Annotated in this window: 20 protein-coding genes, 2 pseudogenes and 1 riboswitch; of the genes and pseudogenes, 20 read left to right on the top strand and 2 right to left on the bottom strand. The window is 73.5% G+C overall.

Annotated features, from left to right (window positions below):
• Nucleotides 1–133: 133 nt before the first annotated feature.
• Nucleotides 134–863, bottom strand: a pseudogene (locus tag AB0H53_RS25240) (NAD-dependent epimerase/dehydratase family protein).
• Between the two features lie 384 nt (nt 864–1,247).
• On the opposite strand from AB0H53_RS25240, the gene AB0H53_RS25235 reads away from it, so the two are divergent.
• The 17 genes from AB0H53_RS25235 (at nt 1,248) to AB0H53_RS25155 (ending at nt 19,551) form a co-directional block, all read left to right on the top strand.
• Nucleotides 1,248–3,245 (top strand): DUF5941 domain-containing protein, encoded by a 1,998-nt coding sequence (locus AB0H53_RS25235; protein WP_362117639.1) that lies wholly within the window; start codon nt 1,248–1,250, stop codon nt 3,243–3,245.
• Nucleotides 3,242–3,979 carry a phosphocholine cytidylyltransferase family protein gene (locus AB0H53_RS25230; protein ID WP_362117600.1) on the top strand — a complete coding sequence of 246 codons (738 nt, stop codon included), beginning with the start codon at nt 3,242–3,244 and terminating at the stop codon, nt 3,977–3,979. The genes AB0H53_RS25235 and AB0H53_RS25230 overlap by 4 nt, the downstream gene beginning before the upstream one ends.
• A complete protein-coding gene (locus AB0H53_RS25225) occupies nt 3,967–5,028 on the top strand; it encodes an iron-containing alcohol dehydrogenase family protein (RefSeq protein WP_362117597.1) in 1,062 nt (353 codons plus the stop codon). Before AB0H53_RS25230 ends, AB0H53_RS25225 begins: the two co-directional genes overlap by 13 nt.
• Nucleotides 5,006–5,785: a CDP-alcohol phosphatidyltransferase family protein gene (locus AB0H53_RS25220; RefSeq protein WP_362117594.1), complete on the top strand. Its 780-nt coding sequence runs from the start codon at nt 5,006–5,008 to the stop codon at nt 5,783–5,785. The genes AB0H53_RS25225 and AB0H53_RS25220 overlap by 23 nt, the downstream gene beginning before the upstream one ends.
• 20 nt (nt 5,786–5,805) lie before the next feature.
• Nucleotides 5,806–6,678, top strand: coding sequence for a glycosyltransferase (locus AB0H53_RS25215; RefSeq protein ID WP_362117636.1), 873 nt, complete (start codon nt 5,806–5,808; stop codon nt 6,676–6,678).
• A gap of 99 nt (nt 6,679–6,777) precedes the next feature.
• Nucleotides 6,778–7,710, top strand: a complete 933-nt coding sequence (locus tag AB0H53_RS25210) for an ABC transporter permease (protein ID WP_362117591.1) — start codon at nt 6,778–6,780, stop codon at nt 7,708–7,710.
• The gene (locus tag AB0H53_RS25205; RefSeq protein ID WP_362117588.1) at nt 7,703–8,509 is read left to right on the top strand and encodes an ABC transporter ATP-binding protein; all 807 of its coding nucleotides are present in this window, start codon (nt 7,703–7,705) and stop codon (nt 8,507–8,509) included. Before AB0H53_RS25210 ends, AB0H53_RS25205 begins: the two co-directional genes overlap by 8 nt.
• A gap of 427 nt (nt 8,510–8,936) precedes the next feature.
• Nucleotides 8,937–9,845 (top strand): squalene synthase HpnC, encoded by a 909-nt coding sequence (gene hpnC / locus AB0H53_RS25200; RefSeq protein ID WP_362117585.1) that lies wholly within the window; start codon nt 8,937–8,939, stop codon nt 9,843–9,845.
• Nucleotides 9,842–10,792, top strand: a complete 951-nt coding sequence (hpnD, locus tag AB0H53_RS25195; RefSeq protein WP_362117583.1) for a presqualene diphosphate synthase HpnD — start codon at nt 9,842–9,844, stop codon at nt 10,790–10,792. The genes hpnC and hpnD overlap by 4 nt, the downstream gene beginning before the upstream one ends.
• Before the next feature lie 79 nt (nt 10,793–10,871).
• Nucleotides 10,872–12,260: a hydroxysqualene dehydroxylase HpnE gene (gene hpnE, locus AB0H53_RS25190; RefSeq protein WP_362117580.1), complete on the top strand. Its 1,389-nt coding sequence runs from the start codon at nt 10,872–10,874 to the stop codon at nt 12,258–12,260.
• Nucleotides 12,257–13,357, top strand: coding sequence for a polyprenyl synthetase family protein (locus AB0H53_RS25185; RefSeq protein WP_362117577.1), 1,101 nt, complete (start codon nt 12,257–12,259; stop codon nt 13,355–13,357). Before hpnE ends, AB0H53_RS25185 begins: the two co-directional genes overlap by 4 nt.
• Nucleotides 13,358–13,467: 110 nt before the next feature.
• A complete protein-coding gene (shc, locus tag AB0H53_RS25180) occupies nt 13,468–15,465 on the top strand; it encodes a squalene--hopene cyclase (protein WP_362117574.1) in 1,998 nt (665 codons plus the stop codon).
• Complete coding sequence (locus AB0H53_RS25175) at nt 15,465–16,109, top strand: 1-hydroxy-2-methyl-2-butenyl 4-diphosphate reductase (RefSeq protein ID WP_362117571.1); 645 nt, start codon at nt 15,465–15,467, stop codon at nt 16,107–16,109. Before shc ends, AB0H53_RS25175 begins: the two co-directional genes overlap by 1 nt.
• A 5-nt stretch (nt 16,110–16,114) precedes the next feature.
• The gene (gene hpnH / locus AB0H53_RS25170; protein ID WP_362117568.1) at nt 16,115–17,137 is read left to right on the top strand and encodes an adenosyl-hopene transferase HpnH; all 1,023 of its coding nucleotides are present in this window, start codon (nt 16,115–16,117) and stop codon (nt 17,135–17,137) included.
• Nucleotides 17,138–17,273: 136 nt separating this feature from the next.
• On the top strand, nt 17,274–18,659 hold the full coding sequence (locus AB0H53_RS25165; protein ID WP_362117565.1) for an aspartate aminotransferase family protein: 1,386 nt from the start codon (nt 17,274–17,276) through the stop codon (nt 18,657–18,659).
• Between the two features lie 60 nt (nt 18,660–18,719).
• Nucleotides 18,720–19,370 carry an XRE family transcriptional regulator gene (locus AB0H53_RS25160; protein WP_362117562.1) on the top strand — a complete coding sequence of 217 codons (651 nt, stop codon included), beginning with the start codon at nt 18,720–18,722 and terminating at the stop codon, nt 19,368–19,370.
• Between the two features lie 13 nt (nt 19,371–19,383).
• Complete coding sequence (locus tag AB0H53_RS25155) at nt 19,384–19,551, top strand: DUF6126 family protein (protein WP_362117559.1); 168 nt, start codon at nt 19,384–19,386, stop codon at nt 19,549–19,551.
• A gap of 19 nt (nt 19,552–19,570) precedes the next feature.
• On the opposite strand, the gene AB0H53_RS25150 is transcribed toward AB0H53_RS25155, so the two are convergent.
• Entirely contained in the window at nt 19,571–20,383 is an 813-nt protein-coding gene (locus tag AB0H53_RS25150; RefSeq protein ID WP_362117556.1) for a tyrosine-protein phosphatase, read from the bottom strand.
• Between the two features lie 179 nt (nt 20,384–20,562).
• On the opposite strand from AB0H53_RS25150, the pseudogene AB0H53_RS25145 reads away from it, so the two are divergent.
• The 3 genes and pseudogenes from AB0H53_RS25145 to AB0H53_RS25135 all read left to right on the top strand — a co-directional run bounded on the left by AB0H53_RS25145 (nt 20,563) and on the right by AB0H53_RS25135 (nt 24,343).
• Nucleotides 20,563–21,971: pseudogene (locus AB0H53_RS25145) on the top strand (alpha-galactosidase).
• Between the two features lie 309 nt (nt 21,972–22,280).
• A riboswitch (cyclic di-AMP (ydaO/yuaA leader) is annotated at nt 22,281–22,438 on the top strand.
• A gap of 4 nt (nt 22,439–22,442) precedes the next feature.
• A complete protein-coding gene (locus tag AB0H53_RS25140) occupies nt 22,443–23,366 on the top strand; it encodes a LysM peptidoglycan-binding domain-containing M23 family metallopeptidase (protein ID WP_362117553.1) in 924 nt (307 codons plus the stop codon).
• A gap of 170 nt (nt 23,367–23,536) precedes the next feature.
• Entirely contained in the window at nt 23,537–24,343 is an 807-nt protein-coding gene (locus tag AB0H53_RS25135) for an SGNH/GDSL hydrolase family protein (protein WP_362117550.1), read from the top strand.
• Nucleotides 24,344–24,506 lie beyond the last annotated feature (163 nt).

Below are 24,506 nucleotides of genomic sequence, written 5' to 3'. Positions count from 1 at the left end.
CGACGGAGTGATCGACAGCCACTCCTCCGAGCGGCCAGTCAACTACGGGTGGGGGGTATCGGCAAGCCGGCACTGAACACCGTTGTCATATCATCTGACCTGCGGTTATGTCCGCAGGTCAGGCGCTGTGCGATCAGCGCCGGGCCGCCCTGGCGGCCGCTTCGGGTCGGTGCGGGCACCAGCCCCGCCACGCCGGCTCGACCACCGCACCTCCCGCGCCGCCGCCCGGCCCGGCTCCTCGGCGACGCGGCCGGCCGACGCGACGGCCCGCGCGGCGTCACCGGGTCGGCGGGGCTCCACGACCGGCTCCCGGGGGTGGCCGGTCATCTCGGCGGCGAGAGCCGGGAGCTGCCGCGCGGCCACAGCCGCGCCGTGGCCGACGTCGACGGTGAGGGCGGTCCTCACCGGGGACGCTCGGGGCGCCACCGTGCGTGATGCGGTCGAAGGGCATCGGGATGATGTCGAACACTCCGGTGGCCGCGAGCCCCGGCCCGGGGGCGCCCGCCACGTCGCGGTACCGCGGGCGGGCCGTCGCCATCCCGTGGGCTCCGTGGCCCGGACCGGCCACCCGCCCGCGAGCTCGGTGTCGCCGTACGGGCTGAGCGGTACGGCCGGAGTCTGCTCGGTGATCAGCTCCCCGTCCGGCACCCCCGTACACGGCGGCGGGCGAGGAGAACACCGAACCGCCCGACACCGGCGGCGACCACGGCCGCCCGGAGGACCGCCGGACCGTGCGCGTTCTCCCGGCAGTACCTCGGCCGGCCAGCGACGCCCGGACCAGGAGTGCCCCCGGCCGGCGGCCGCTCCGGGACGCCGGACGAGACGTCGCCGAGCACCACGACCCGTCCGCCCGCCTCCGCCATGGCGTGCGCCGCACGAGGGCCGACGTATCCCGTTCCGCCTGTGCTCATCCACGTCGTGCCGGCCCTCCAGTGCGGACGGGTCCGGCCCCCGGGGACCGCGGTTTGTGGGCCGGGGCGCCGATCCACGATGATGATCGCGGCGGCCCCGTCCCGCTCCGGCCCGCGCCGGGCGGGGTGCGCGGGGGCGCCGTGCTCACCCGAGGGCGCCCCCCCGGGGCCCCGGCCGTGCCGCCGTGCCGGCAGGGGGCGCCGGGGAGTGATCACCGGGAAACCTCGGTGAACTCGCGCTTCCGTTCATCCGATAGCCTCTGCCGACGTGCCGCCGCCCGCGACCGGGCCTAGCCGCCGCACCCCGGCCCCGCCAGCTCCAAGGAGTGAGTTCGTCTGTCGACCGCCATCCTCACCGGTCCTCCGGTACCCGGATCGCCGCTCGAGGGCGATCTGCGGTCGCTGGGCTTCGACGTCCGCAGCGCCGCGGACGCGCCGCAGGCCGCTGCGCTGCTCGCGGCCGTCCCGGCCGCCGAGCGGGTCGCCGTGGTCGACTCGCGCTTCGTCGGGCACCTGCACGCGCTGCGGCTGACCCTGACGGACCCGCGCTTCCCGGCGGCCGCGGCCCCCGGCGCCCTGACGGCCCGGCCGGAGGCCCGCCCGGACCTCCAGCGGGCACTGGCCACCCTGACCGCCGGGGGGCCGGACGGCCCCGCGGCCGGCCTTTCGCCGGACGCCGGCGTGACGGCCACCGGAAGCCCCCAGGACCCCGCCGGGCGGGTCACCGCCCCGGGCGGGACCGCCCCCGGCGCCCGCCCGGCCACCGAGGTCGCGACCACCACCGGCCCGGCCACCGGCGCCGCCCCGGCGGGTGCCGCCGCCGGCCGTCCCGCCGCGGCCCCGCCCCGTACCCTCCCCGACCGGCTCGCCGAGGCGCTCGGCGCCGGCGGGGTGACGGTGCACCGGCCCGAGCTGGGCTCGCTCGTCGCCGCCGTGCCCACCGACCCGCAGACCCGCAAGGAGACCCGGGACGCCGTCGAGGCCGTGGACGAGGAGGCCGTCCGGCTGCGTTCCGCCGTGAAGTCCCGCGACGGGTTCTTCACCACCTTCTTCGTCAGCCCCTACTCCCGCTACCTCGCCCGCTGGTGCGCCCGGCGCGGGCTGACCCCGAACCAGGTCACCACCGCCTCGCTGCTCACCGCGCTGGTCGCGGCGGGATGCGCGGCGACCGGCACCCGCGGCGGGTTCGTCGCCGCGGGCCTGCTGCTCCTCTTCTCCTTCGTCCTGGACTGCGCCGACGGGCAGCTCGCCCGCTACTCGTTGCAGTACTCGACCATGGGTGCCTGGCTGGACGCCACCTTCGACCGGGCCAAGGAGTACGCCTACTACGCGGGGCTCGCGCTCGGCGCGGCCCGGGGCGGCGACGACGTGTGGGCCCTGGCGCTGGGCGCGATGGTGCTCCAGACCTGCCGCCATGTCGTGGACTTCTCCTTCAACGAGGCCAACCACGACGCCACCGGCAACACCAGCCCCACCGCCGCGCTCTCCGACAAGCTCGACAGCCGTGGCTGGACGGTCTGGGCGCGCCGGATGATAGTCCTGCCCATCGGCGAGCGCTGGGCGATGATCGCCGTCCTGACGGCCCTCACCACCCCGCGTACCGTCTTCTACGCCCTGCTGGCCGGCTGCGCCTTCGCCGCCTGCTACACCACCGCCGGCCGGCTCCTGCGCTCGCTCACCCGCCGGGCCCACCGCACCGACCGGGCCGCCCTGGCCCTCGCCGACCTCGCCGACACCGGGCCGCTGGCCCAGGCGGTGGCAGCCGTGTCCCGGCGGGCCGCCCGGGCGCTGCCCGCCGCCGCGCCGCTGCTGATCGCGCTGGCCGGCGCCGCGGCCGTGGTCACCACCGCCGCCCTGGCACGGCTCGACGGCCCCTGGCCAACGGTGGCCGCCCTCGGCTCGGTGCTGACCTCCGGTCTCGCGGTCGCCCGCCCCCTCAAGGGCGCCCTGGACTGGCTGGTCCCGCCCGTCCTGCGCGCCGCCGAGTACCTCACCGTCCTCGTCCTGGCCGCCCGCTCCGACGTGCCCCACGCGCTTCCCGCGGCATTCGGCCTGGTGGCGGCCGTCGCCTACCATCACTACGACACGGTGTACCGCATCCGCGGCGGCACCGGCGCGCCGCCCGCGTGGCTGGTGCGGACGGTGGGGGGCCAGGAGGGCCGCACGCTCGTGGTGGCGGTGCTCACCGCCGTCCTGCTCACGCGGGGCGACGCCCTCACCCTGGCGCTCACCGCCCTCGCGGTGGCCGTGGCGCTGGTGGTGCTCGTGGAGTCGGTCCGCTTCTGGGTGTCCTCCGGAGCACCCGCAGTACACGACGAAGGAGAACCCGCATGATCGGCCTCGTACTCGCAGCCGGTGCCGGACGGCGTCTGCGCCCCTACACCGACACGCTCCCGAAGGCCCTCGTGCCCGTCGACGGGGACCGCACGGTCCTCGACCTGACCCTCGCCAACTTCGCCGAGGTCGGCCTCACCGAGGCCGCCGTGGTCGTCGGCTACCGCAAGGAGGCCGTGTACGAGCGCCAGGCCGCCCTGGAGGCGAAGTACGGCGTGAAGCTCACCCTCGTCGAGAACGACAAGGCCGAGGAGTGGAACAACGCCTACTCGCTGTGGTGCGCCCGTGACGTCCTGGAGCAGGGCGTCATCCTCGCCAACGGCGACACCGTCCACCCGGTCTCCGTGGAGAGGACCCTCCTGGCCGCCCGGGGCGAGGGCCGCCGGATCATCCTGGCCCTGGACACGGTGAAGTCCCTCGCCGACGAGGAGATGAAGGTGATCACCGCCGACGGCGGGGGCGTCCGGCGGATCACCAAGCTGATGGACCCCGCCACCGCCACCGGCGAGTACATCGGCGTCACCCTCATCGAGCCGGAGGCCGCGGCCGACCTAGCCGACGCGCTGAAGGCCACCTTCGAGCGGGACCCCGACCTCTACTACGAGGACGGCTACCAGGAGCTCGTGAACCGGGGCCATCGGATCGACGTGGCGCCCATCGGGGACGTCAAGTGGGTCGAGATCGACAACCACGACGACCTCGCGAAGGGCCGTGGGATCGCGTGCCTGTACTGACCCGGCTCATCCCCTCCCCGGTCGTCGTCGACATCAGCTGCGGCGCGATGGACGACCTGGCCGGCCTCCTGGCCGACCAGCGGATCTCCTCGTCCGGCAAGCTGGCCATGGCGATCAGCAACGGCTCCGGTCAGGCACTGCGCGAGAAGCTCGCGCCGGTGCTGCCGGACGCCGACTGGTACGAGGTGGCCGACGGCACCATCGACTCCGCCGTGCGGCTGGCCGACGACATCAAGGGCAGGCGGTACGACGCCGTGGTCGGCCTGGGCGGCGGCAAGATCATCGACGTGGCGAAGTACGCCGCGGCGCGGGTCGGCGTGCCCATGGTCGCCGTCGCGACGAACCTGTCGCACGACGGCATCTGCTCGCCGGTCTCCATCCTCGACAACGACAACGGCCGCGGCTCCTACGGCGTCCCCTCACCGATCGCCATGGTCATCGACCTCGACGTGATCCGTGAGGCCCCGGCGCGGTTCGTCCGCTCCGGCATCGGCGACGCCGTCTCCAACCTCTCGGCCATCGCCGACTGGGAGCTGTCCCACCGCACCACGGGCGAGCAGATCGACGGCCTGGCCGCCGCGATGGCCCGCACGGCCGGTGAGGCCGTACTGCGCCACCCCGGCGGTGTTGCCGACGACGAGTTCCTCATCGTGCTCGCCGAGGCACTCGTCCTGTCCGGCATCGCCATGTCGATCAGTGGCGACTCCCGCCCCTCGTCCGGCGCCTGCCACGAGATCAGCCACGCCTTCGACCTGCTCTTCCCCGCGCGTTCGGCGCTCCACGGCGAGCAGGTCGGCCTGGGCGCCGCCTTCGCCATGCACCTGCGCGGCGCCCACGAGGAGTCGGGGCTCTTCGCCGAGGTGCTGCGCCGGCACGGCCTGCCGGTGCTGCCCGAGGAGATCGGGTTCTCCGCGGACGAGTTCGTCCGGGCCGTGGAGTACGCACCCCAGACCCGCCCCGGGCGCTTCACCATCCTCGAGCACCTCGACCTGTCCACCGACCAGATCAGGGACGCGTACGCCGACTATGCCAAGACCATCCGTAGCTGAACTCCGCCCGGTCGTCCACCCGGAGGGAGTGAAGGACCGGCGCAGCGGTGAACACTGGGGCGGACGCCTCTACATGCGGGAGATCTCGCTGCGGGTCACCCGGTACCTGGTCACCACCCGGGTCACCCCCAACCAGCTCACGTACGTGATGACGGTCGCGGGTGTCCTCGCCGCGCCGGCCCTGCTGATCCCGGGCGTCCCGGGCGCGCTGCTGGGCGCCCTCATGGTCCAGCTCTACCTGCTGCTCGACTGCGTCGACGGTGAGGTCGCCCGCTGGAAGAAGCAGTTCTCGCTCGGCGGGGTGTACCTCGACCGGGTGGGCGCCTATCTGTGCGACGCGGCGGTGCTGGTCGGGTTCGGCCTGCGCGCCGCCGACCTGTGGGGCACCGGTCGGATCGACTGGCTGTGGGCCTTCCTGGGCACCCTCGCCGCCCTCGGCGCCATCCTGATCAAGGCGGAGACCGACCTGGTCGGTGTCGCCCGCCACCAGGGAGGGCTGCCGCCGGTCAAGGAGTCGGCCGCCGAGCCGCGCTCGTCCGGCATGGCGCTGGCCCGCCGGGCCGCCGCGGCGCTGAAGTTCCACCGGCTCGTCCTGGGGATCGAGGCGTCGCTGCTCATCGTGGTCCTGGCGGTCCTCGACACGGTCCGGGGGGACCTGTTCTTCTCCCGGCTCGGGGTCGCGGTGCTGGCCGGTATCGCGCTCCTGCAGACGCTGCTGCACCTGGTGTCCATCCTCGTCTCCAGCAGGCTGAGGTGAGCGCGCCCATGAGTACGCCGATGAGGCTCGGCGCCGTGATCATCACCATGGGCAACCGCCCCGACGACCTGCGTGCCCTGATCGACTCGGTCGTCCGGCAGGAGGGCGACCCCATCGAGGTCGTGGTCGTCGGCAACGGCGCCCCGGTGACCGGCGTCCCCGACGGTGTCCGCACCGTGGAGCTGCCCGAGAACCTGGGCATCCCCGGTGGCCGCAACGTCGGTATCGAGGCGTTCGGCCCGGCCGGCACGGACGTCGACGTCCTGCTGTTCCTGGACGACGACGGCCTGCTGGCCAACACCGACACCGCCGAGCTGGTCCGCCGGGCGTTCGCCGCCGATCCGGAGCTCGGCATCATCAGCTTCCGCATCGCCGACCCGGACACCGGTGCCACCCAGCGCCGGCACGTGCCGCGGCTGCGCGCCTCCGACCCGATGCGCTCCTCGCGGGTGACGACCTTCCTCGGCGGCGCCAACGCCGTCCGTACCAAGGTCTTCGCCGAGGTCGGCCCGCTGCCGGGGGAGTTCTTCTACGCGCACGAGGAGACGGACCTCGCCTGGCGGGCGCTCGACGCCGGCTGGATGATCGACTACCGCTCCGACATGGTGCTGCTGCATCCGACGACGCCGCCCTCCCGGCACGCCGTCTACCACCGCATGGTCGCCCGCAACCGGGTCTGGCTGGCCCGGCGCAACCTGCCCGCCCCGCTGATCCCGCTCTACCTGGGGGTGTGGCTGTCGCTCACCCTGGCCCGGCGCCCCTCGGCGGCCGGTCTGAAGGCCTGGTTCAGCGGTTTCACGGAGGGCTGGACGACCCCCTGCGGGCCGAGGAGGCCCATGAAGTGGCGCACCGTGTGGCGCCTGACCAGACTGGGCCGCCCGCCCGTCGTCTGACACCCCCGGAATCTGAGAGCATCGGGCGTACCCGGGACCTGGCCGCCACCTGAACCCGCGCCCCCACTGCCGCGCATCTTGGACATGAGAGTTTCAACTGTGAGTGAGACAACCCAGGACGGACGCGTCGTCGTGACCGCCCCGCCATCCTCGCCCGACGACGGCCTGACCCCGGCGGAGCTGGCCGCCAAGTACGGCCTGTCGGTGAGCGGTGCCCGGCCGAACCTGCCCGACTACATCCGGCAGCTGTGGGGGCGGCGCCACTTCATCCTGGCCTTCTCCCAGGCCAAGCTCACGGCCCAGTACAGCCAGGCCAAGCTCGGTCAGCTGTGGCAGGTGGCGACCCCGCTGCTGAACGCGGCGGTCTACTTCCTCATCTTCGGCCTGATCCTGAACGCCGGCCGCGGCATGGACAAGGAGGTCTACATCCCCTTCCTGGTGACCGGCGTCTTCGTCTTCACCTTCACCCAGACCTCGGTCATGGCGGGAGTGCGCGCGATCTCGGGCAATCTCGGCCTGGTGCGCGCGCTGCACTTCCCCCGCGCCTCGCTGCCCGTCTCCTTCTCGCTCCAGCAGCTCCAGCAGCTGATGTTCTCGATGATCGTGCTGTTCGTCATCGCGGCGGTGTTCGGCAGCTACCCCTCGGCGAGCTGGCTGCTCATCCTGCCCGCGCTGGCGCTGCAGTTCGTCTTCAACACCGGCCTGGCCCTGATCATGGCCAGGCTGGGCAGCAAGACCCCCGACCTCGCCCAGCTCATGCCGTTCGTCATGCGCACCTGGATGTACGGCTCCGGGGTCATGTTCTCCATCCCCGTCATGCTGAAGGACAAGCCGGCCTGGATCGCCGACGTCCTGATGTACAACCCGGCGGCGATCTACATGGACCTCATCCGGTTCGCCCTCATCGACGGCTACGGTTCCCAGAACCTGCCCTCCCACGTCTGGCTCGCCGCCCTGCTCTGGGCGGTCCTCGTCGGTGTCGCCGGATTCGTGTACTTCTGGAAGGCAGAGGAGCGGTACGGCCGTGGCTGATGAGAGCAACGACGTGAACGCCGCCGACGGCGCGCGGGTCCCCACCGTCATCGCCGACGACGTGCACATCGTGTACCGGGTCAACGGCGGGGGCAGCGCGGGCAAGGGCGGCGCCACCGCCGCGCTCAGCCGGATCATCCGGCGCGAGAAGGACGAGTCGCGCGGTGTGCGCAAGGTCCACGCGGTACGCGGTGTCTCCTTCACCGCGTACCGGGGCGAGGCCATCGGCCTCATCGGCACCAACGGCTCGGGCAAGTCGACCCTGCTGCGCGCCATCGCCGGGCTGCTGCCCACCGAGCGGGGCAAGGTCTACACCGACGGGCAGCCCTCGCTGCTGGGCGTCAACGCCGCCCTGATGGGCGACCTGACCGGTGAGCGCAACGTCATCCTCGGCGGCCTGGCCATGGGCATGTCCCGTGAGGAGATCCGCGAGCGGTACCAGGGGATCGTCGACTTCTCCGGCATCAACGAGAAGGGCGACTTCATCACCCTGCCCATGCGGACCTACTCCTCCGGCATGGGCGCCCGGCTCCGCTTCGCCATCGCCGCCGCCAAGAACCACGACGTCCTGATGATCGACGAGGCGCTGGCCACCGGCGACCGCAGGTTCCAGATCCGTTCCGAGGAGCGGATCCGGGAGCTGCGCAAGGAGGCCGGCACGGTCTTCCTGGTCAGCCACAGCAACAAGTCCATCAGGGACACCTGTGACCGCGTCCTGTGGCTGGAGAAGGGCGAGCTGCTGATGGACGGCCCCACCGCCGAGGTGCTCAGGGCGTACGAGAAGGAGACCGGCCGGTAGTACGCCGTGCCGTGACGAGCGGCGCCAGGGCCCCCGCCGGAGCACCGGCGGGGGCCCTGTGCCGGTGGGGGCGCCGCCCGCCTCAGGACGGTCGACTGCCGCGCGCCCGCGCGGTGTTGGCGCCGTACCGGGTGGCCGGCCCCGCGCCCGGCCCGCCGTGCCCGGGACCCGGGCGCGGCCGGTGGCGTTGTGCAACGTAAGCTGTACCGGTGCCGATTCGCGGCAAGTGTGGCGATACCCGCTGAGTCCTCCGGCTTCGCCGCCGGGCGGCCGGGCCGCTGAGCGGACCGGCGGCGTGTCCGAAATAGGATGTATCGCGTCGGCAGTGTAGAACGGGAGATATGACGGCAATGACGGTGGATCTCCAGCTCCGCGAGGGTCTCGCCGTCCCCGCGCCGGGCAGCGCACAGTGACAGGTGGCCAGCAGGTGTGCGCCGACGCCACCACACGCACCACACTCGACAAGGCCGCGGACGAGAACTTCCCCGTGGCGCCTTTCTTTCTGCCCCGGGCCTGGCGCGCCGACCTGATGGCCGTCTACGGCTACGCCCGGCTCGTCGACGACATCGGCGACGGCGACCTGGCCCCCGGTGGTGCCGACGCCCGCCACCTGGGCGTCACACCCCGCCCGGCCGTGGCCGGGAGCGCGGAGGAGCGGCTCGTCCTGCTCGACGCCTTCGAGGCCGACCTGCTGCGGGTCTTCGACAGCGTCCCCGCCCACCCGCTGCTGCGCGCCCTCCAGCCCACGGTCCGGCGCCGCTCGCTCACCCCCGAGCCGTTCCTCGGCCTGATCGAGGCCAACCGCCAGGACCAGCGGGTACGGCGCTACGAGACCTACGACGACCTCGTGGCGTACTGCGAACTGTCCGCCAACCCGGTCGGACGCCTGGTCCTGGCCGTCACCAACAGCGCGAGTCCGGAACGCGTGCGGCGCTCCGACGCCGTCTGCACCGCCCTGCAGATCGTCGAGCACCTCCAGGACGTCGCCGAGGACCTCGGCCGTGACCGGATCTATCTGCCCGCCCAGGACATGCGCCGGTTCCGGGTCACCGAGGCCGACCTGGCCCGCCCCACCGCCGGCGCCTCGGTGCGCGCCCTGATCGCCCACGAGGCGCAGCGCGCCCGCGACCTGCTGGACGAGGGCGCCCCCCTGGTGGGCAGCGTCCACGGACGGCTCCGGCTGCTGCTGGCCGGATTCGTGGCCGGCGGCCTGGCCGCCCTCGACGCCATCGCGGACGCCGGCCACGACGTCCTGCCCGGCCCGCCCCGCCCCGGCCGGCCGAGGCTGCTGCGCCAGGTGGCATCCGTGTTGCGCAGAGCGCGCAGAGAGGGGTGAGCGGGGTCGTGGAAGGACAGACGGAGATGTCCGCGCCGGTACAGGCCGCGTACACCTACTGCGAGGCCGTCACCGGACAGCAGGCCCGCAACTTCGCCTACGGCATCCGGCTCCTGCCGACCGGGAAACGGCAGGCCATGTCGGCGCTGTACGCGTTCTCGCGCCGGGTGGACGACATCGGGGACGGCCCGCTGGCGCCCGAGGCCAAGCAGGAGCGGCTGGAGGCCACCCGCGCCCTGCTGGAGCGCGTCCGCAAGGACTCCGTCGACGAGGACGACACCGACCCGGTGGCCGTCGCCCTCGCCGACACGGCCCGCCGCTTCCCGCTGCCGCTGGACGGCCTGGACGAACTCATCGACGGCGTCCTGATGGACGTGCGCGGCGAGACCTACGAGACCTGGGACGACCTCAAGGTGTACTGCCGGTGTGTCGCCGGCGCCATCGGACGGCTCTCCCTCGGCATCTTCGGCACGGCACCCGGCGCGCCCGGCGCCGAACGGGCCGGCGAGTACGCCGACACGCTCGGCCTCGCCCTCCAACTCACCAACATCCTCCGGGACGTTCGCGAGGACGCCGGCAACGGCCGCACCTACCTGCCGGCCGACGACCTGGCCAAGTTCGGCTGCGCCGACGGGTTCCGCGCCGCCACCCCGCCCGACGGCGCCGACTTCACCGGACTGGTCCACTTCGAAGTCCGCCGCGCCCGCGCCCTCTTCGCCGAGGGCTACCGGCTGCTGCCCATGCTGGACCGGCGCAGCGGCGCCTGCGTCGCCGCCATGGCCGGCATCTACCGGCGCCTCCTGGACCGCATCGAGCGCGACCCCGGAGCCGTGCTGCGCGGCAGGGTCTCCCTGCCCGGGCACGAGAAGGCGTACGTGGCCGCGCGCGGCCTGTCCGGTCTGGACACCCGGACCGTGACCCGGCAGTACGTCAGGAGGCGCGCCTGATGCCCGTCGTCCCGCGCCCCCGCGCAACCGCGCACCACCGCCCCGTGTCCCCCACGGGGACGGGCCGACGGGAGGCCGCATGACGGACGAAGGCCGGCGGTCCCCCCAGCACGCCGTGGTCGTCGGCGGCGGCCTCGCCGGGATCACCGCGGCCCTGCGCCTCGCCGACGCGGGACTGCGCGTCACCCTGCTCGAAGGGCGGCCCCGCCTGGGCGGTCTGGCCTTCTCCTTCCGGCGCGGCGACCTCACCGTCGACAACGGCCAGCACGTGTACCTGCGTTGCTGCACCGCCTACCGGTGGTTCCTCCACCGGATCGGCGGCGCCCACCTGGCGCCGCTCCAGGACCGGCTGGACGTACCCGTCCTGGACGTGGCGCACCCGCGCGGACCGCGCCTGGGCAGGCTGCGCCGCGGCTCCCTGCCGGTGCCGCTCCACCTCGCCGCCAGCCTCGCCACCTATCCGCACCTCTCGCTCGCCGAACGGGCGAGCGTCGGGCGCGCCGCGCTCGCCCTGAAGAGGCTGGACCCGGCCGACCCCGCGCTCGACGGTGTCGACTTCGCCACCTGGCTCGCCCGCCACGGCCAGTCCCCCCGGACCATCGAGGCCCTCTGGGACCTCGTCGGCGTCGCCACCCTCAACGCCACCGCGCCCCACGCCTCCCTACAGCTGGCCGCGATGGTGTTCAGGACCGGCCTGCTGTCGGACCCCGGCGCCGCCGACATCGGCTGGGCGCACGTCCCGCTCGGCGACCTGCACGACACCCTCGCCCGCAAGGCCCTGGACTCCCTCGGCGTCCGCACCGAACTGCGCGCCAGGGTCACCGCCGTCTCCCGCCACGGCGACGGCCGCTGGCGCGTGGAGCTGCCCGGCGAGAGCCTGACGGCGGACACCGTCGTCCTGGCCGTACCGCAGCGCGAGGCGCACGGCCTGCTGCCGCACGGCGCGCTGGACGACCCCGACCGGCTCCTGGACATCGGCACCGCGCCGATCCTCAACGTCCACGTCCTGTACGACCGCAAGGTCCTGCGGCGGCCGTTCTTCACCGCGCTGGGCTCCCCGGTTCAGTGGGTGTTCGACCGCACCGACGCCTCCGGGTACACCGGCGGCCAGTACCTGGCGCTGTCCCAGTCGGCCGCCGGGCACGAGATCGACGAGCCCGTCGCCGTGCTGCGCGAGCGCTACCTGCCCGAACTGGAACGCCTGCTGCCCGCCGCGCGCGGCGCCGGGGTACGGGACTTCTTCGTCACCCGGGAGCGGACAGCGACGTTCGCCCCCACCCCCGGCGTCGGACGGCTGCGCCCCGGCGCCCGCACCAACGCGCCCGGCCTCCACCTGGCCGGCGCCTGGACCGCCACCGGCTGGCCCGCGACCATGGAGGGCGCGGTGCGCAGCGGTTCCACCGCCGCGGGTGCCGCTCTCCGGGCACTCGGCCGCCCCCATGTACATCCGCTCGAGGAGGCGGCATGAGCCTGAGTTCTGGAACAAGAGGAGAGACCGTGCCGACTGTGCCCCCGGTGAACCCGGCCGTCGACACCGCGGACGTCACCGCCCTGCTGGAGCGCGGGCGGACCCTGTCCACCCCGGTCCTGCGCGCGGCCGTGGACCGGCTCGCGCCGCCCATGGACACCGTCGCCGCCTACCACTTCGGCTGGATCGACGCCCACGGCCGGCCCGCGCACGGGGACAGCGGCAAGGCCGTCCGCCCGGCGCTCGCCCTGCTGTCCGCCGAGGCGGCCGGCGCGGCCCCCGAGGTGGGCGTCCCCGGCGCCGTCGCCGTCGAGCTGGTGCACAACTTCTCGCTGCTGCACGACGACCTGATGGACGGCGACGAGCAGCGCCGCCACCGCGACACGGTCTGGAAGGTGCACGGACCGGCGCAGGCCATCCTGGTCGGCGACGCGCTGTTCGCGCTGGCCAACGAGATCCTGCTGGAGCTCGGCACCGTGGAGGCCGGCCGCGCCACCCGCCGGCTGACCACCGCCACCCGGAAGCTCATCGACGGGCAGGCCCAGGACATCTCCTACGAGCACCGCGAGCGGGTCACCGTCGAGGAGTGCCTGGAGATGGAGGGCAACAAGACCGGTGCCCTGCTCGCCTGCGCGGTGTCCATCGGCGCGGTGCTCGGCGGCGCCGACGACCGCACCGCCGACACCCTGGAGGCGTACGGCTACCACCTCGGCCTCGCCTTCCAGGCCGTCGACGACCTGCTCGGCATCTGGGGCGACCCCGAGTCGACGGGCAAGCAGACCTGGAGCGACCTGCGCCAGCGGAAGAAGTCCCTGCCGGTCGTCGCCGCGCTGGCCGCGGGCGGACCCGCCTCCGAGCGCCTCGGGGAACTGCTCGCGGCCGACGCCAAGAGCACCGACTTCGACAGTTTCTCCGAGGAGGAGTTCGCCACCCGGGCGGCGCTCATCGAGGAGGCGGGCGGCCGCGAGTGGACCTCCCAGGAGGCCCGCCGCCAGCACGCCGTCGCGATCGACGCCCTGAACGGCGTCGACCTGCCCGAACGCGTCCGCGCCCAGCTCGCCGCGCTCGCGGACTTCGTCGTCGTACGGAAGAGATGATGGCCATCGCGACCAGCACCATATGACTCGCCGTCGCCGGCCGGTGCCCCCGCGCACCGGCCGACGGCCCACCCGCAGCCGCAGCACGCCAACTGCACGAAGGGGAAGCCATGACAGCGACGACCGACGGAAGCACCGGGGCCCTCGACCCCCGGGCCCCCTCGGCCACCACGACGACCACCATCCCTACGACCCCCGAGGTGAGCGGCGCGACCCGGGCCGCCGCCCGGGCCGCGCAGCGCTCCATCGACCACCTCCTCGGCCGGCAGGACGCCGAGGGCTGGTGGAAGGGCGACCTGGAGACCAACGTCACCATGGACGCCGAGGACCTGCTGCTGAGGCAGTTCCTCGGGATCCAGGACGAGACGACCACCCGCGCCGCCGCGCTGTTCATCCGCGGCGAGCAGCGCGAGGACGGCACCTGGGCCACCTTCCACGGCGGGCCGGGTGACCTGTCCGCCACCGTCGAGGCGTACGTCGCGCTGCGCCTGGCCGGAGACCTGCCCGACGAGCCGCACATGGCCCGGGCCGCCGCCTGGGTCAGGGAGCGCGGCGGCATCGCCGCCGCCCGCGTCTTCACCCGGATCTGGCTGGCCCTGTTCGGCTGGTGGAAGTGGGACGACCTGCCCGAGCTGCCGCCCGAGCTGATGTTCCTGCCGGCGTGGTTCCCGCTGAACATCTACGACTTCGGCCAGTGGGCCCGCCAGACCATCGTGCCCCTCACCATCGTCTCCGCCAAGCGCCCGGTCCGTCCCGCCCCGTTCGCCCTGGACGAGCTGCACACCGACCCGCGCCTGCCCGCCCCGCCCCGGCCGACGGCTCCGGCGGCCGGCTGGGACGGGGTCTTCCAGCGGCTCGACAGGGCCCTGCGCGCCTACCGCGGGGTCGCGCCGCGCCCGCTGCGCAGCGCCGCGATGAGGGCCGCCGCCCGCTGGATCATCGAGCGGCAGGAGAACGACGGCTGCTGGGGAGGCATCCAGCCGCCCGCCGTGTACTCGCTCATCGCCCTGCACCTGATCGGCTACGACCTGGGCCATCCGGTGATGCGCGCGGGCCTGGAGTCGCTCGACCGGTTCGCGGTGTGGCGCGAGGACGGCGCCCGGATGGTGGAGGCCTGCCAGTCACCCGTCTGGGACACCTGCCTGGCCACCATCGCGCTCGCCGACGCCGGGCTGCGCCCCGACCACCCGGCGCTGGTCAGGGCCGCCGACTGGATGCTCGGCGAACAGGTCGTCCGGCCCGGGGACTGGTCGGTGCGCAGGCCGGGGCTCACCCCCGGCGGCTGGGCATTCGAGTTCCACAACGACAACTACCCGGACATCGACGACACCGCCGAAGTGGTCCTGGCCCTGCGACGCGTCCGGCACCCCGACCCCGACCGGGTCCGCGCGGCGATCGCGCGCGGTGTCCGCTGGAGCCTGGGCATGCAGTGTGCCGACGGCGGCTGGGCCGCCTTCGACGCCGACAACACCAGCCCCTTCCCCAACCGGCTGCCGTTCTGCGACTTCGGCGAGGTCGTCGACCCGCCGTCCGCCGACGTCACCGCGCATGTGGTGGAGATGCTGGCGTACGAGGGCAAGGCCCACCACCCCCGCACCCGCAGGGGCATCGAGTGGCTGCTGTCCCGGCAGGAGGACAACGGCGCCTGGTTCGGCCGCTGGGGCGTCAACTACGTCTACGGCACCGGCTCGGTGGTGCCCGCGCTCACGGCGGCCGGGCTGGCCGGCTCGCACCCCGCGATCCGGCGCGCGGTCGCCTGGCTGGAGTCGGTGCAGAACGACGACGGGGGCTGGGGCGAGGACCTGCGCTCGTACCGCGAGCCGCGGTGGATCGGCCACGGGGCCTCCACGCCCTCCCAGACCGCGTGGGCGCTGCTGGCGCTGCTCGCGGCGGGCGAGCGGGAGGCCACGGCCGTGGAGCGCGGCATCGCCTGGCTGGTGGGCGCGCAGCGCGAGGACGGCTCCTGGGACGAACCGCACTTCACCGGCACCGGTTTCCCCTGGGACTTCTCCATCAACTACCACCTGTACCGGCAGGTCTTCCCGCTCACGGCGCTCGGCCGGTACCTCAACGGCGAACCCGGCCCCGGACGGGTCAAGGCCGGCTGATGGCGGCGGAGCCGGAACCGCCCGGCCCGCTGCTGGTCGCCTGCGCCCTCGGCATCGAGCAGCTCGCCCTGCGCAGCGGCGGCCGGAGCGGCGCGGCCGGCCCGGTGACCGTGCTGCGTACGGGCATGGGGCCGGCCAACGCCCGGCGGGCCGTGGCCCGGGCCCTCGCCGGCGAGGGCCCGGGCACCACCGCGGTCCTCGCCTCCGGCTTCTGCGCCGGCCTCGCCCCGGGCATGCACCCCGGCGACCTGGTCGTCGCGGACCGCACCAGGGGCCCCGACGGCGCCACCACCTGCACCGGTACGCGGCTGCTGGCCGACGCCCTGGCCCGGGCGGTGCCGGGGCGCACCGTCCACACCGGTCCACTGCTCGGCTGTGACCACGTGGTACGCGGCCAGGAGCGGGCCGATCTGCGCGCCGGCGGGGCGATCGCGGCCGACATGGAGTCCGCCGCCACCCTCCGCGCGGCCCTGGCGGCCGGGCCCCGGCCGGTTGCGGCCGTTCGAGTGGTCGTGGACGCCCCGGAGCACGAACTCGTCAGGATCGGCACGGTACGCGGTGGAATATCGGCCTTCCGGGTTCTCCGTGCCGTACTCCCCGCTTTCTTCGAATGGCACCGTTCTTCGCTGCTCCCCAGGAGGTGAGCCAGATGGCCATGCCGCTTCGCCAGACCATCAGGGTCGGGACATATCTGCTCGAACAGAAGCTCCGCGGACGTGACAAGTTTCCGCTCATCGTGGAACTGGAGCCGCTGTACGCGTGCAATCTGAAATGCGAGGGCTGCGGGAAGATCCAGCACCCGGCCGGGGTGCTGAAGCAGCGCATGCCGGTCGCGCAGGCGGTCGGAGCGGTGCTGGAGTCCGGGGCGCCGATGGTGTCCATCGCGGGCGGCGAGCCGCTGATGCACCCGCAGATCGACGAGATCGTACGGCAGTTGGTGGCCAGGAAGAAGTATGTGTTCCTCTGCACCAACGCCCTGCTGCTGCGCAAGAAGATGAAGGATTTCACCCCGTCGCCCTACTTCGCCTTCGCGGTGCACATCGACGGCCTGCGGGAGCGGCACGACGAGTCGGTCGCCAAGGAGGGCGTGTTCGACGAGGCGGTCGCGGCCATCAAGGAGGCCAAACGCCACGGCTTCCGTGTGACCACCAACTCCACCTTCTTCAACACCGACACCCCGCAGACCGTCATCGAGGTGCTCAACTTCCTCAACGACGACCTCCAGGTGGACGAGATGATGCTCTCGCCCGCGTACGCCTACGAGAAGGCGCCCGACCAGGAGCACTTCCTGGGCGTCGAGCAGACCCGCGAGCTGTTCCGCAAGGCCTTCGCGGGCGGCAACCGGCGCCGCTGGCGGCTCAACCACTCGCCGCTGTTCCTGGACTTCCTGGAGGGCAGGGCCGACTTCCCGTGCACCGCGTGGGCGATCCCCAACTACACCCTCTTCGGCTGGCAGCGGCCCTGCTACCTCATGGCCGACGGGTACGTCGCCACCTACCGGCAACTCATCGAGGAGACCGACTGGAGCGCGTACGGCCGGGGGAAGGACCCCCGCTGCGCCAACTGCATGGCGCACTGCGGCTACGAGCCGACCGCCGTGCTGGCCACCATGGGATCGCTCAAGGAGTCGCTGCGCGCCGCCCGCGACACCGCCTCCGCCGCCCGGGGATGAGGCGGACGCCGGCGCGGCCGGTGACGACGGCCGGACGCCCGCCCGGCGCCGCGGTGGGGCGCCGGCCCGGGCCGGACCGGCCCGGTGAGGACCACCCGAGGGACCAGTGGCACGCCGCCACGCGAGGGGACGAGGCATGAGCACGACGTTCGATCTGACCGCCCTGCTCGCGGAGCGCGGCGCCGAGCGCTACGCGCTGCACGCGCGGCACCTCAACCACCAGTTGCCCCGCATGCTCCGCACCATCGGCTTCGACAAGGTCTACGACCGGGCCGAGGGCGCCTACTTCTGGGACGCCGACGGCAGGGACTACCTCGACATGCTCGCCGGGTTCGGTGTGATGGGGGTCGGCCGCCACCACCCGGTCGTACGCAAGGCGCTCCACGACGTCCTGGACGCGTCACTGGCCGACCTGACCCGCTTCGACTGCCAGCCCCTGCCCGGTCTGCTCGCCGAGCGGCTGCTGTCCTACTCGCCCCACCTGGACCGGGTGTTCTTCTCCAACAGCGGCACGGAAGCGGTGGAGACCGCGCTGAAGTTCGCGCGGTACGCGACCGGGAAACCGCGCGTGGTGTACTGCGGGCACGCCTTCCACGGGCTGACCACCGGCTCGCTGTCGGTCAACGGCGAGAGCTCCTTCCGGGACGGCTTCGCTCCACTGCTGCCCGACACGCCCGTCCGGCTGGGCGACCTGGACGCCCTGGAGCGGGAGCTGCGGCGCGGTGACGTCGCCGCCTTCGTGGTGGAGCCGATCCAGGGCAAGGGAGTCAACGAGGCCCCGCCCGGGTTCCTGCGCGCCGCCCAGGACCTGCTGCGCGCGCACAAGGCGCTGCTGATCCTGGACGAGGTGCAGACCGGCCTGGGGCGGACCGGCGACTTCTACGCCCACCAGCACGAGCCGGGTGTGGAGCCGGACCTGCTGTGCGTCGCCAAGGCGCTGTCGGGGGGCTACGTGCCGGTCGGCGCCACCCTCGGCAGGGACTGGATCTTCAAGAAGGTGTACTCCGCGATGGACCGGGTGCTGGTCCACTCGGCCAGCTTCGGGGCGAACGCCCAGGCCATGGCGGCCGGACTGGCGGTGCTGTCGGTCATGGAGGACGAGGAACTCGTGGCGAACGCGCGGCGCACCGGTGAGCTGCTGAAGTCGCGGCTCACCGCGCTGGTGGACCAGTACGAGCTGGTGCACGCCGTGCGCGGCCGGGGGCTGATGATCGGCATCGAGTTCGGCCGGCCGTCGTCGCTCGGCCTGCGCGGCCGGTGGACGGTGCTCCAGGCGGCCCGCAGGGGCCTGTTCGCCCAGATGGTCGTGGCGCCGCTGCTGCAGCGCCACCGCATCCTCACCCAGGTCTCCGGGGACCACCTGGAAGTGATCAAGCTGCTTCCGCCACTGATCATCGGAGAGCGGGAGGTCGACCGGTTCGTGGAGGCCTTCCGGGCGGTGATGGACGAGGCGCACGAGGGAGGCGGGCTGATGTGGGACTTCGGCAGGACCCTGATGCGGCAGGCGGTGGCAGGCCGCTGAGCGTTTTACCTCCCAGGTAAAAAAGTTGCCTCTCAGGCACGGTCCTGGCCCAATGGACCCATGAAGGTCCCTTCCCCGGAGACGGCCGAGGTGCCGGACGGCGGGCTCCCGGACGACGGCCCACTGCCCGCCCCCGATCTCGACGTCGCGCCCCAGCTGCGCTCCCTGCGCCGCCGCCGCGGCCTCACCCTGGAGGCCGCCGCCCGGCGCGCGGGCCTGTCGCCGGCCCACCTGTCCCGTCTGGAGACCGGCCGCCGACAGCCGTCGCTGCCGATGCTGCTCGGCCTCGCCCGCATCTACGGTACGACGGTGTCCGAACTCCTGGGAGAGGTGGCGCCGGAACGCGACCCCGTGGTGCGGGCGGAGCGCGCCGAGCCCGCCGAGGCCGGCGGCTGGACCTACGTACCCGCCGGAGCGCCGGGCCGGGCCATGCAGGCCCTGCGGGTCACCGTCCCCTACGCCAGCCAGGGCGAGCTCGTCCGGGTGCACCCGGGTGAGGAGTGGCTGTACGTCCTCGGCGGCAGGGTGCGGCTCGTCCTCGGGGAGGCCGTGCACGTCCTCGACCCCGGCGACAGCGCCCACTTCGACTCACTGACCCCGCACCGCATCGCCGCCGCCGGACGGGACGGCGCCGAGCTGCTCTTCGTCCACACCCTCATGCAGAGCCCGGCCGCCGAGCTGTGCCTCGGCGGCGACACCCACCACCACTGACGGGAAGCCGGCCATGACCGACGACGCACACCCCCTGCGCGAGAAGCGGCCCGCGGGCGAGGCCGAGGAGCGGAAGTTCCCCCGCGGCCTCGTCATCCGGCTCTTCGCCTACCTGGTGGCGGGCCACCTGTTCGCGGCCTTCCTCTACCTGCTGTTCGCCCTGGGCGGCCAGAACCAGTAGCGGCCGGCGGCTTGTCGGGTCAGCCCTCGTCCAGCAGCCGTTCGCGCAGCCGCTCACGGGTCTCGGGGGAGAGGCCCAGCCCCTCGGTGAGGTAGCGCTCGCTCGTGCCCCAGGTCTCCTCGATCGTCTCGAACGCCGCCGTCAGGTACTCCCGGCGCGCGTCGAACAGCGGGCCGAGCAGCTCCATCACCTCGGCCGACATCCCGGCGGGCGAGGAGTCGCTGCGGCGCACCTTGTAACGGCGGTGCGGGTCGTTGGACTTGAGGTAGTCCTCCTCGATCGCGTCCCGCTCCACGCCGACCGCCAGCAGGGCCACCGCGATCGACAGCCCCGCCCGGTCCTTGCCCGCCGCGCAGTGCATCAGCGCCGGGACGCTGTCCTCGGCCAGGGCGTGCAGGACCCGGCTGTGCTCGGCGGTGCGCCCCTTGATGATGACGCGGTACGACGCGGTCATCCGCGCCGCCGCCTTTCCGTCCGCCAGGATGTCCCTGAGCTGGTCGATGTCGCCGTCGCGGACCATCGTCCAGAACTCCGCGCCGTCGGCCGGGTCGGTGAGCGGGATGTTCACGTTCCGTACGCCGGGCAGCTCGACGTCGGGGCCTTCCAGCTTCTGGTCGGCGGCGTTGCGGAAGTCGAAGACGGTGTGCAGACCGAGGCCCGCCAGGAACGCCGCGTCCTCGGCGGTGGCGTGCGCCAGGTGGCCGCTGCGGAACAGCCGGCCATGGCGCACCCGGCGCCCGTCCACGGTCGGAAGCCCGCCCACGTCACGGAAGTTGCGCACCCCGGTCAGTGCGGGTTCGGTCGAGGGAACCTGTGGCAGCTGCTGTGTCACGGGGGCTCCTGACGTGTCTGCCGTCGGCGCTGGTCGCCGACGATGTCGCTGGTCCGACGATACGACATCGGTACCTCGGGCAATCGTCCCCGGCACGGGCGCGGTTCCCTTGCCCGCGCCGGGGGCCGCGCCGGAAGGTGTGCGGGTCTGGCCGGTGCTGTGCGACCCCTGGGGGCCGCATGATCGAGACGGTGGGGGAGCGGCGGCGGATCCGGCTGCTCACCGGGGCGACGAGCGGCTACGCGCTGCATCTGACGGACACCGACGAGCTGCTCCACCCGCACTGGGGCCGCGTGTCACGGCCGCCGGCGCCGAGGCGCTCGCGGCGCGGCCGCTGCCTCAGTACCGGCCCTTCGAGTCGCGGCTCGACGGGCACGAGGAGTACCCGGTGGAGGGCGGGCCGCGTTTCGCGCGGCCCGCCCCGGCCGTCCGTCGACACCTCCCGGGAGCGGCAGTCGGCGCTCGCCCGCCGGGCCGCCGCCCTGGGCGTCGAGCTGTTCGTGGACGACGACGGCTGGTTCCGGGGGCGCGCCGGCGACCGGTCCGGGCGGGGGGACTGGGAGCCGGACCCGGACCGCTTCCCCGGCGGCCTGCGGCCCCTGGCGGACGAAGTGCACGGGCTCGGCACGGGGTGCGGCATCCGGGTCGAGCCGGAGATGGCCAAGCCCGACAGCGACCTCCACCGCGCCCGCCCCGACTGGGCGCAGCACCGGCCGGGTCGCCGCGGGACCGAGTTCCGCAACCAGCTGGTGCTCAACCTCGCCCGGCCGGACGGGCGGGAGCACCTGTGGGAACGGCTGCACGGGCTGCTGTCGTCCACCCCCGTCGACTTCGTGAAGTCGGACTCCAACCGGTGCTTCACGGACGCCGGCTGGCCGGGGGAGCCCTACCCGGAACGGCTCCGGGTCGAGCATGTCCGCGCGCTGTACGACCTGCTGGACCGGCTGCGCGCGGCACGTCCCGGTGTCGCCTTCGCGTCCTGCTCGGGCGGCGGCGGCCGGGTGGACCTGGGGGTCCTCTCCCGGACCGACCAGGTGTGGACCTCCGACAACACCGACCCGCTGGACCGGCTCGCCGTCCAGTACGGCTTCGGCCAGCTCCACCCGGCCCGGGTCATGGCCGCCTGGGTCACCGACAGCCCCGACGTCCACCTCAACGGGCGGACCGGCTCTTCGCGCCTCCGGTTCGTCAGCGCCATGGCCGGGGTGCTGGGCCTGGGTGGTGACCTGACGCGGTGGAGCGTGCGGGAGCTGGACGAGGCGCGGCGGTGGGTGGAGCTCCACAAGAGCATCAGGCCCGTGGTGCGGCTCGGTGAGCTCCACCGGCTGCGGGCACCGGGGGGCGACGGGCTGAGCACCGTGCAGTGCGCCCTCGGTGACGACGTCGTCGTACTGGCCTGGCTCCCGGCGCAGCGCCACGGGGAGCCGCCACCCCCGGTGCGGCGCGCGGGCTCGACCCGCGGGCGGGCTGCGTGTGCCGGGACACCGGCGAACCGCACCGGGGTTCTGTCCTGATTCACCATGTTTTGCCCACCGGGTTGACCGGTGACCTGGATGCGACCGTCATCCGGCTGCGCCGGGGGTGTTGAGCGGACTCGGTGGAGATAGTGGCTTCTGTCCGTATTGAGGCTTAGGTGTAACGTGCCCCAAAAATAGGGTAGATGGGGCGAGGGGCGTGAGCAGCGTCATAACGGTGACGGTCCGTGGCGAAAGCCCGGACCCAAATTCCGTGCGCAGAACGGAAATGCATGATCCGTAATCCACGCAGGGTGACCGGAATTACGCAGCGCCCCGCCGGCGGGGAATGCGCCGGGGAAAGGGGCGGCTTGTTCCGGCCGACCCGGCTGCCTTACGGTCACGGCAATCCGGCCGGACCGCCGAATCCTGCCACCGGTCGGAATTCGCACCCACCCACGCGCGGCAGGAGCGGGGGACCCAGGTAGTTCGCCGATCCCGGAATTCCGGGACCGGCTCGGGGTGAAGTCGCGTCGACCACGCGGCCGGGCAGCTCCAGCCCGAACCCGACAGCTCACCTCGCAGGCGCCGGAGAGGAATGCACCATGCCCGCGAAGGGTAAGCACCGCCGTCCCAAGTCCAGCCCCCTCACGCGCGGTTTCGTCGCCGCCGGTACGGGCGGCGCCGCCATCGCGCTCCCGCTGCTCGGCGCCACCGGCGCCCACGCCGCCTCGACGAGCGCCCCGGCCGCCGCACCGCAGCAGGCCGCAACCGCCGCCGCCGAGACCGCCCCCGCGTCCGCGCAGAAGGCCGTGCGGAAGGCCGCCCCCCGGACGTACACCGTGGCCGCCGGGGACTACCTCGCCAAGATCGCGCACAACAAGAACGTCAAGGGCGGCTGGCAGCAGCTGTACCGCGACAACCGCCAGGTGATCGGCGAGGACCCCGCCCTGATCCTGCCCGGCATGAAGCTCACGCTGGGCGCCAAGCCCTCCGCGAAGGCCGCCCCCGCCAAGCCCGAGGCGGCCCCGGCCGAGCCGAAGGCGGCGGAGACCCGGACCGAGTCCCGCGCCTCCCGCTCCGCCACCAAGGCACAGGCGCCCGCCCAGCCGCAGACCAGCGGCTCCGGCTTCACCGCCCCGGTCTCCGCCGGTGTCACCACCCCCTACCGCGCCTCCGGCTCCATGTGGTCCTCCGGTTACCACACCGGTGTCGACTTCGCGGCCCCCTCCGGCAGCACCGTGAAGGCGGTCGGCCCCGGCACCGTCGTCTCCGCCGGCTGGAGCGGCGCCTACGGCAACGAGGTCGTCATCCAGCACAGCGACGGCAACTACTCGCAGTACGCCCACCTCTCCTCGCTGTCCGTCTCGGCCGGCCAGACCGTGACCGGCGGCCAGCAGATCGGACTGTCCGGCTCCACCGGCAACTCCAGCGGCCCGCACCTGCACTTCGAGATCCGCACCGGACCCGGCTACGGCTCCGACATCGACCCGGTGGCCTACCTGCGCCAGCACGGCGTCTCCGTCTGACGCCCCCTCGGGCCCCGCCCGACCCCCCGCCGCCCGGCACCCCGACGACCAGGGAGCCGGGCAGCGGCGTATTCCGGCTTGGCCAACTCTTGACCGGTGGCGTATCTCACCATCCGTCAACCCCTCTTACGGTCGCGTAGGTCACATCGCGGGGTGAAGGATGTGGTGCCGTGGCAGACGATTCGACATTCAGAGACAGGAACGCGCACAGATACGTATTCGGGTCGTACGCGGCGATCGGTGACAGCTTCACCGAGGGCGTGGGGGACCCCGGACCGGACGGACGGTTCGTCGGCTGGGCGGACCGGCTCGCGGTCCTGCTCGCCGACCGGATCCCGGAGCCGGAGGACTTCCGGTACGCCAACCTGGCGGTACGCGGCCGGCTGCTCGACCAGATCGTCGAGGAACAGGTGCCCAGGGCCAAACAGCTCGCTCCCGACCTGGTGACCTTCTGCGCGGGCGGCAACGACATCATCCGGCCCGGCAGCGACCCCGACGAGGTGGCCGAGCGCTTCGAGCGGGCCGTCGCCGACCTGGCCCCGGCGGTCGGCACGGTCCTGGTGACCACCGGGTTCGACACCCGGGACGTGCCGGTCCTGCGCCGCCTGCGCGGCAAGATCGCCACCTACAACGGGCACGTGCGGGCCGTCGCCGACCGCTACGGCTGCCCCGTGCTCGACCTGTGGTCGCTCAGGTCCGTCCAGGACCGGCGGGCCTGGGACGGTGACCGGCTCCACCTCTCGCCGGAGGGCCACACCCGGGTCGCCCTGCGTGCCGGTCAGGTGCTCGGGCTGGAGGTCCCCGCCGACCCGGACCAGCCGTGGCCGCCGCTGCCGCCGCGCGGCACGCTCGAAGTGCGCCGCGACGACATCCAGTGGGCGCGCGAGTACCTGGTGCCGTGGATCGGCCGCCGGCTGCGCGGCGAGTCGTCCGGCGACCACGTCTCCGCCAAGCGCCCGGACCTCCTGCCGCTGTGAGGGGCGGGAGGCCGGGGCCGGCCGCGCCCCGCCCGGAGCCGGCGCCGCATCCGGCCGGCCCGGGGTGGGACCGGTCGCGCATCCGCGCATCCGTGCATCCGGCGAACCCGCGGCCGAGGCCCGGGCCGGGCCCGGTCGTGCCCCGCCCGGCCCCCGGCCGCCC

This window comes from Streptomyces sp. NPDC050856 (genome assembly GCF_040653855.1).
Lineage (GTDB): Bacteria > Actinomycetota > Actinomycetes > Streptomycetales > Streptomycetaceae > Streptomyces.
The sequence above is the reverse complement of the archived record's forward strand: the minus strand, read 5'-3'. Positions and strand labels throughout refer to the sequence as shown.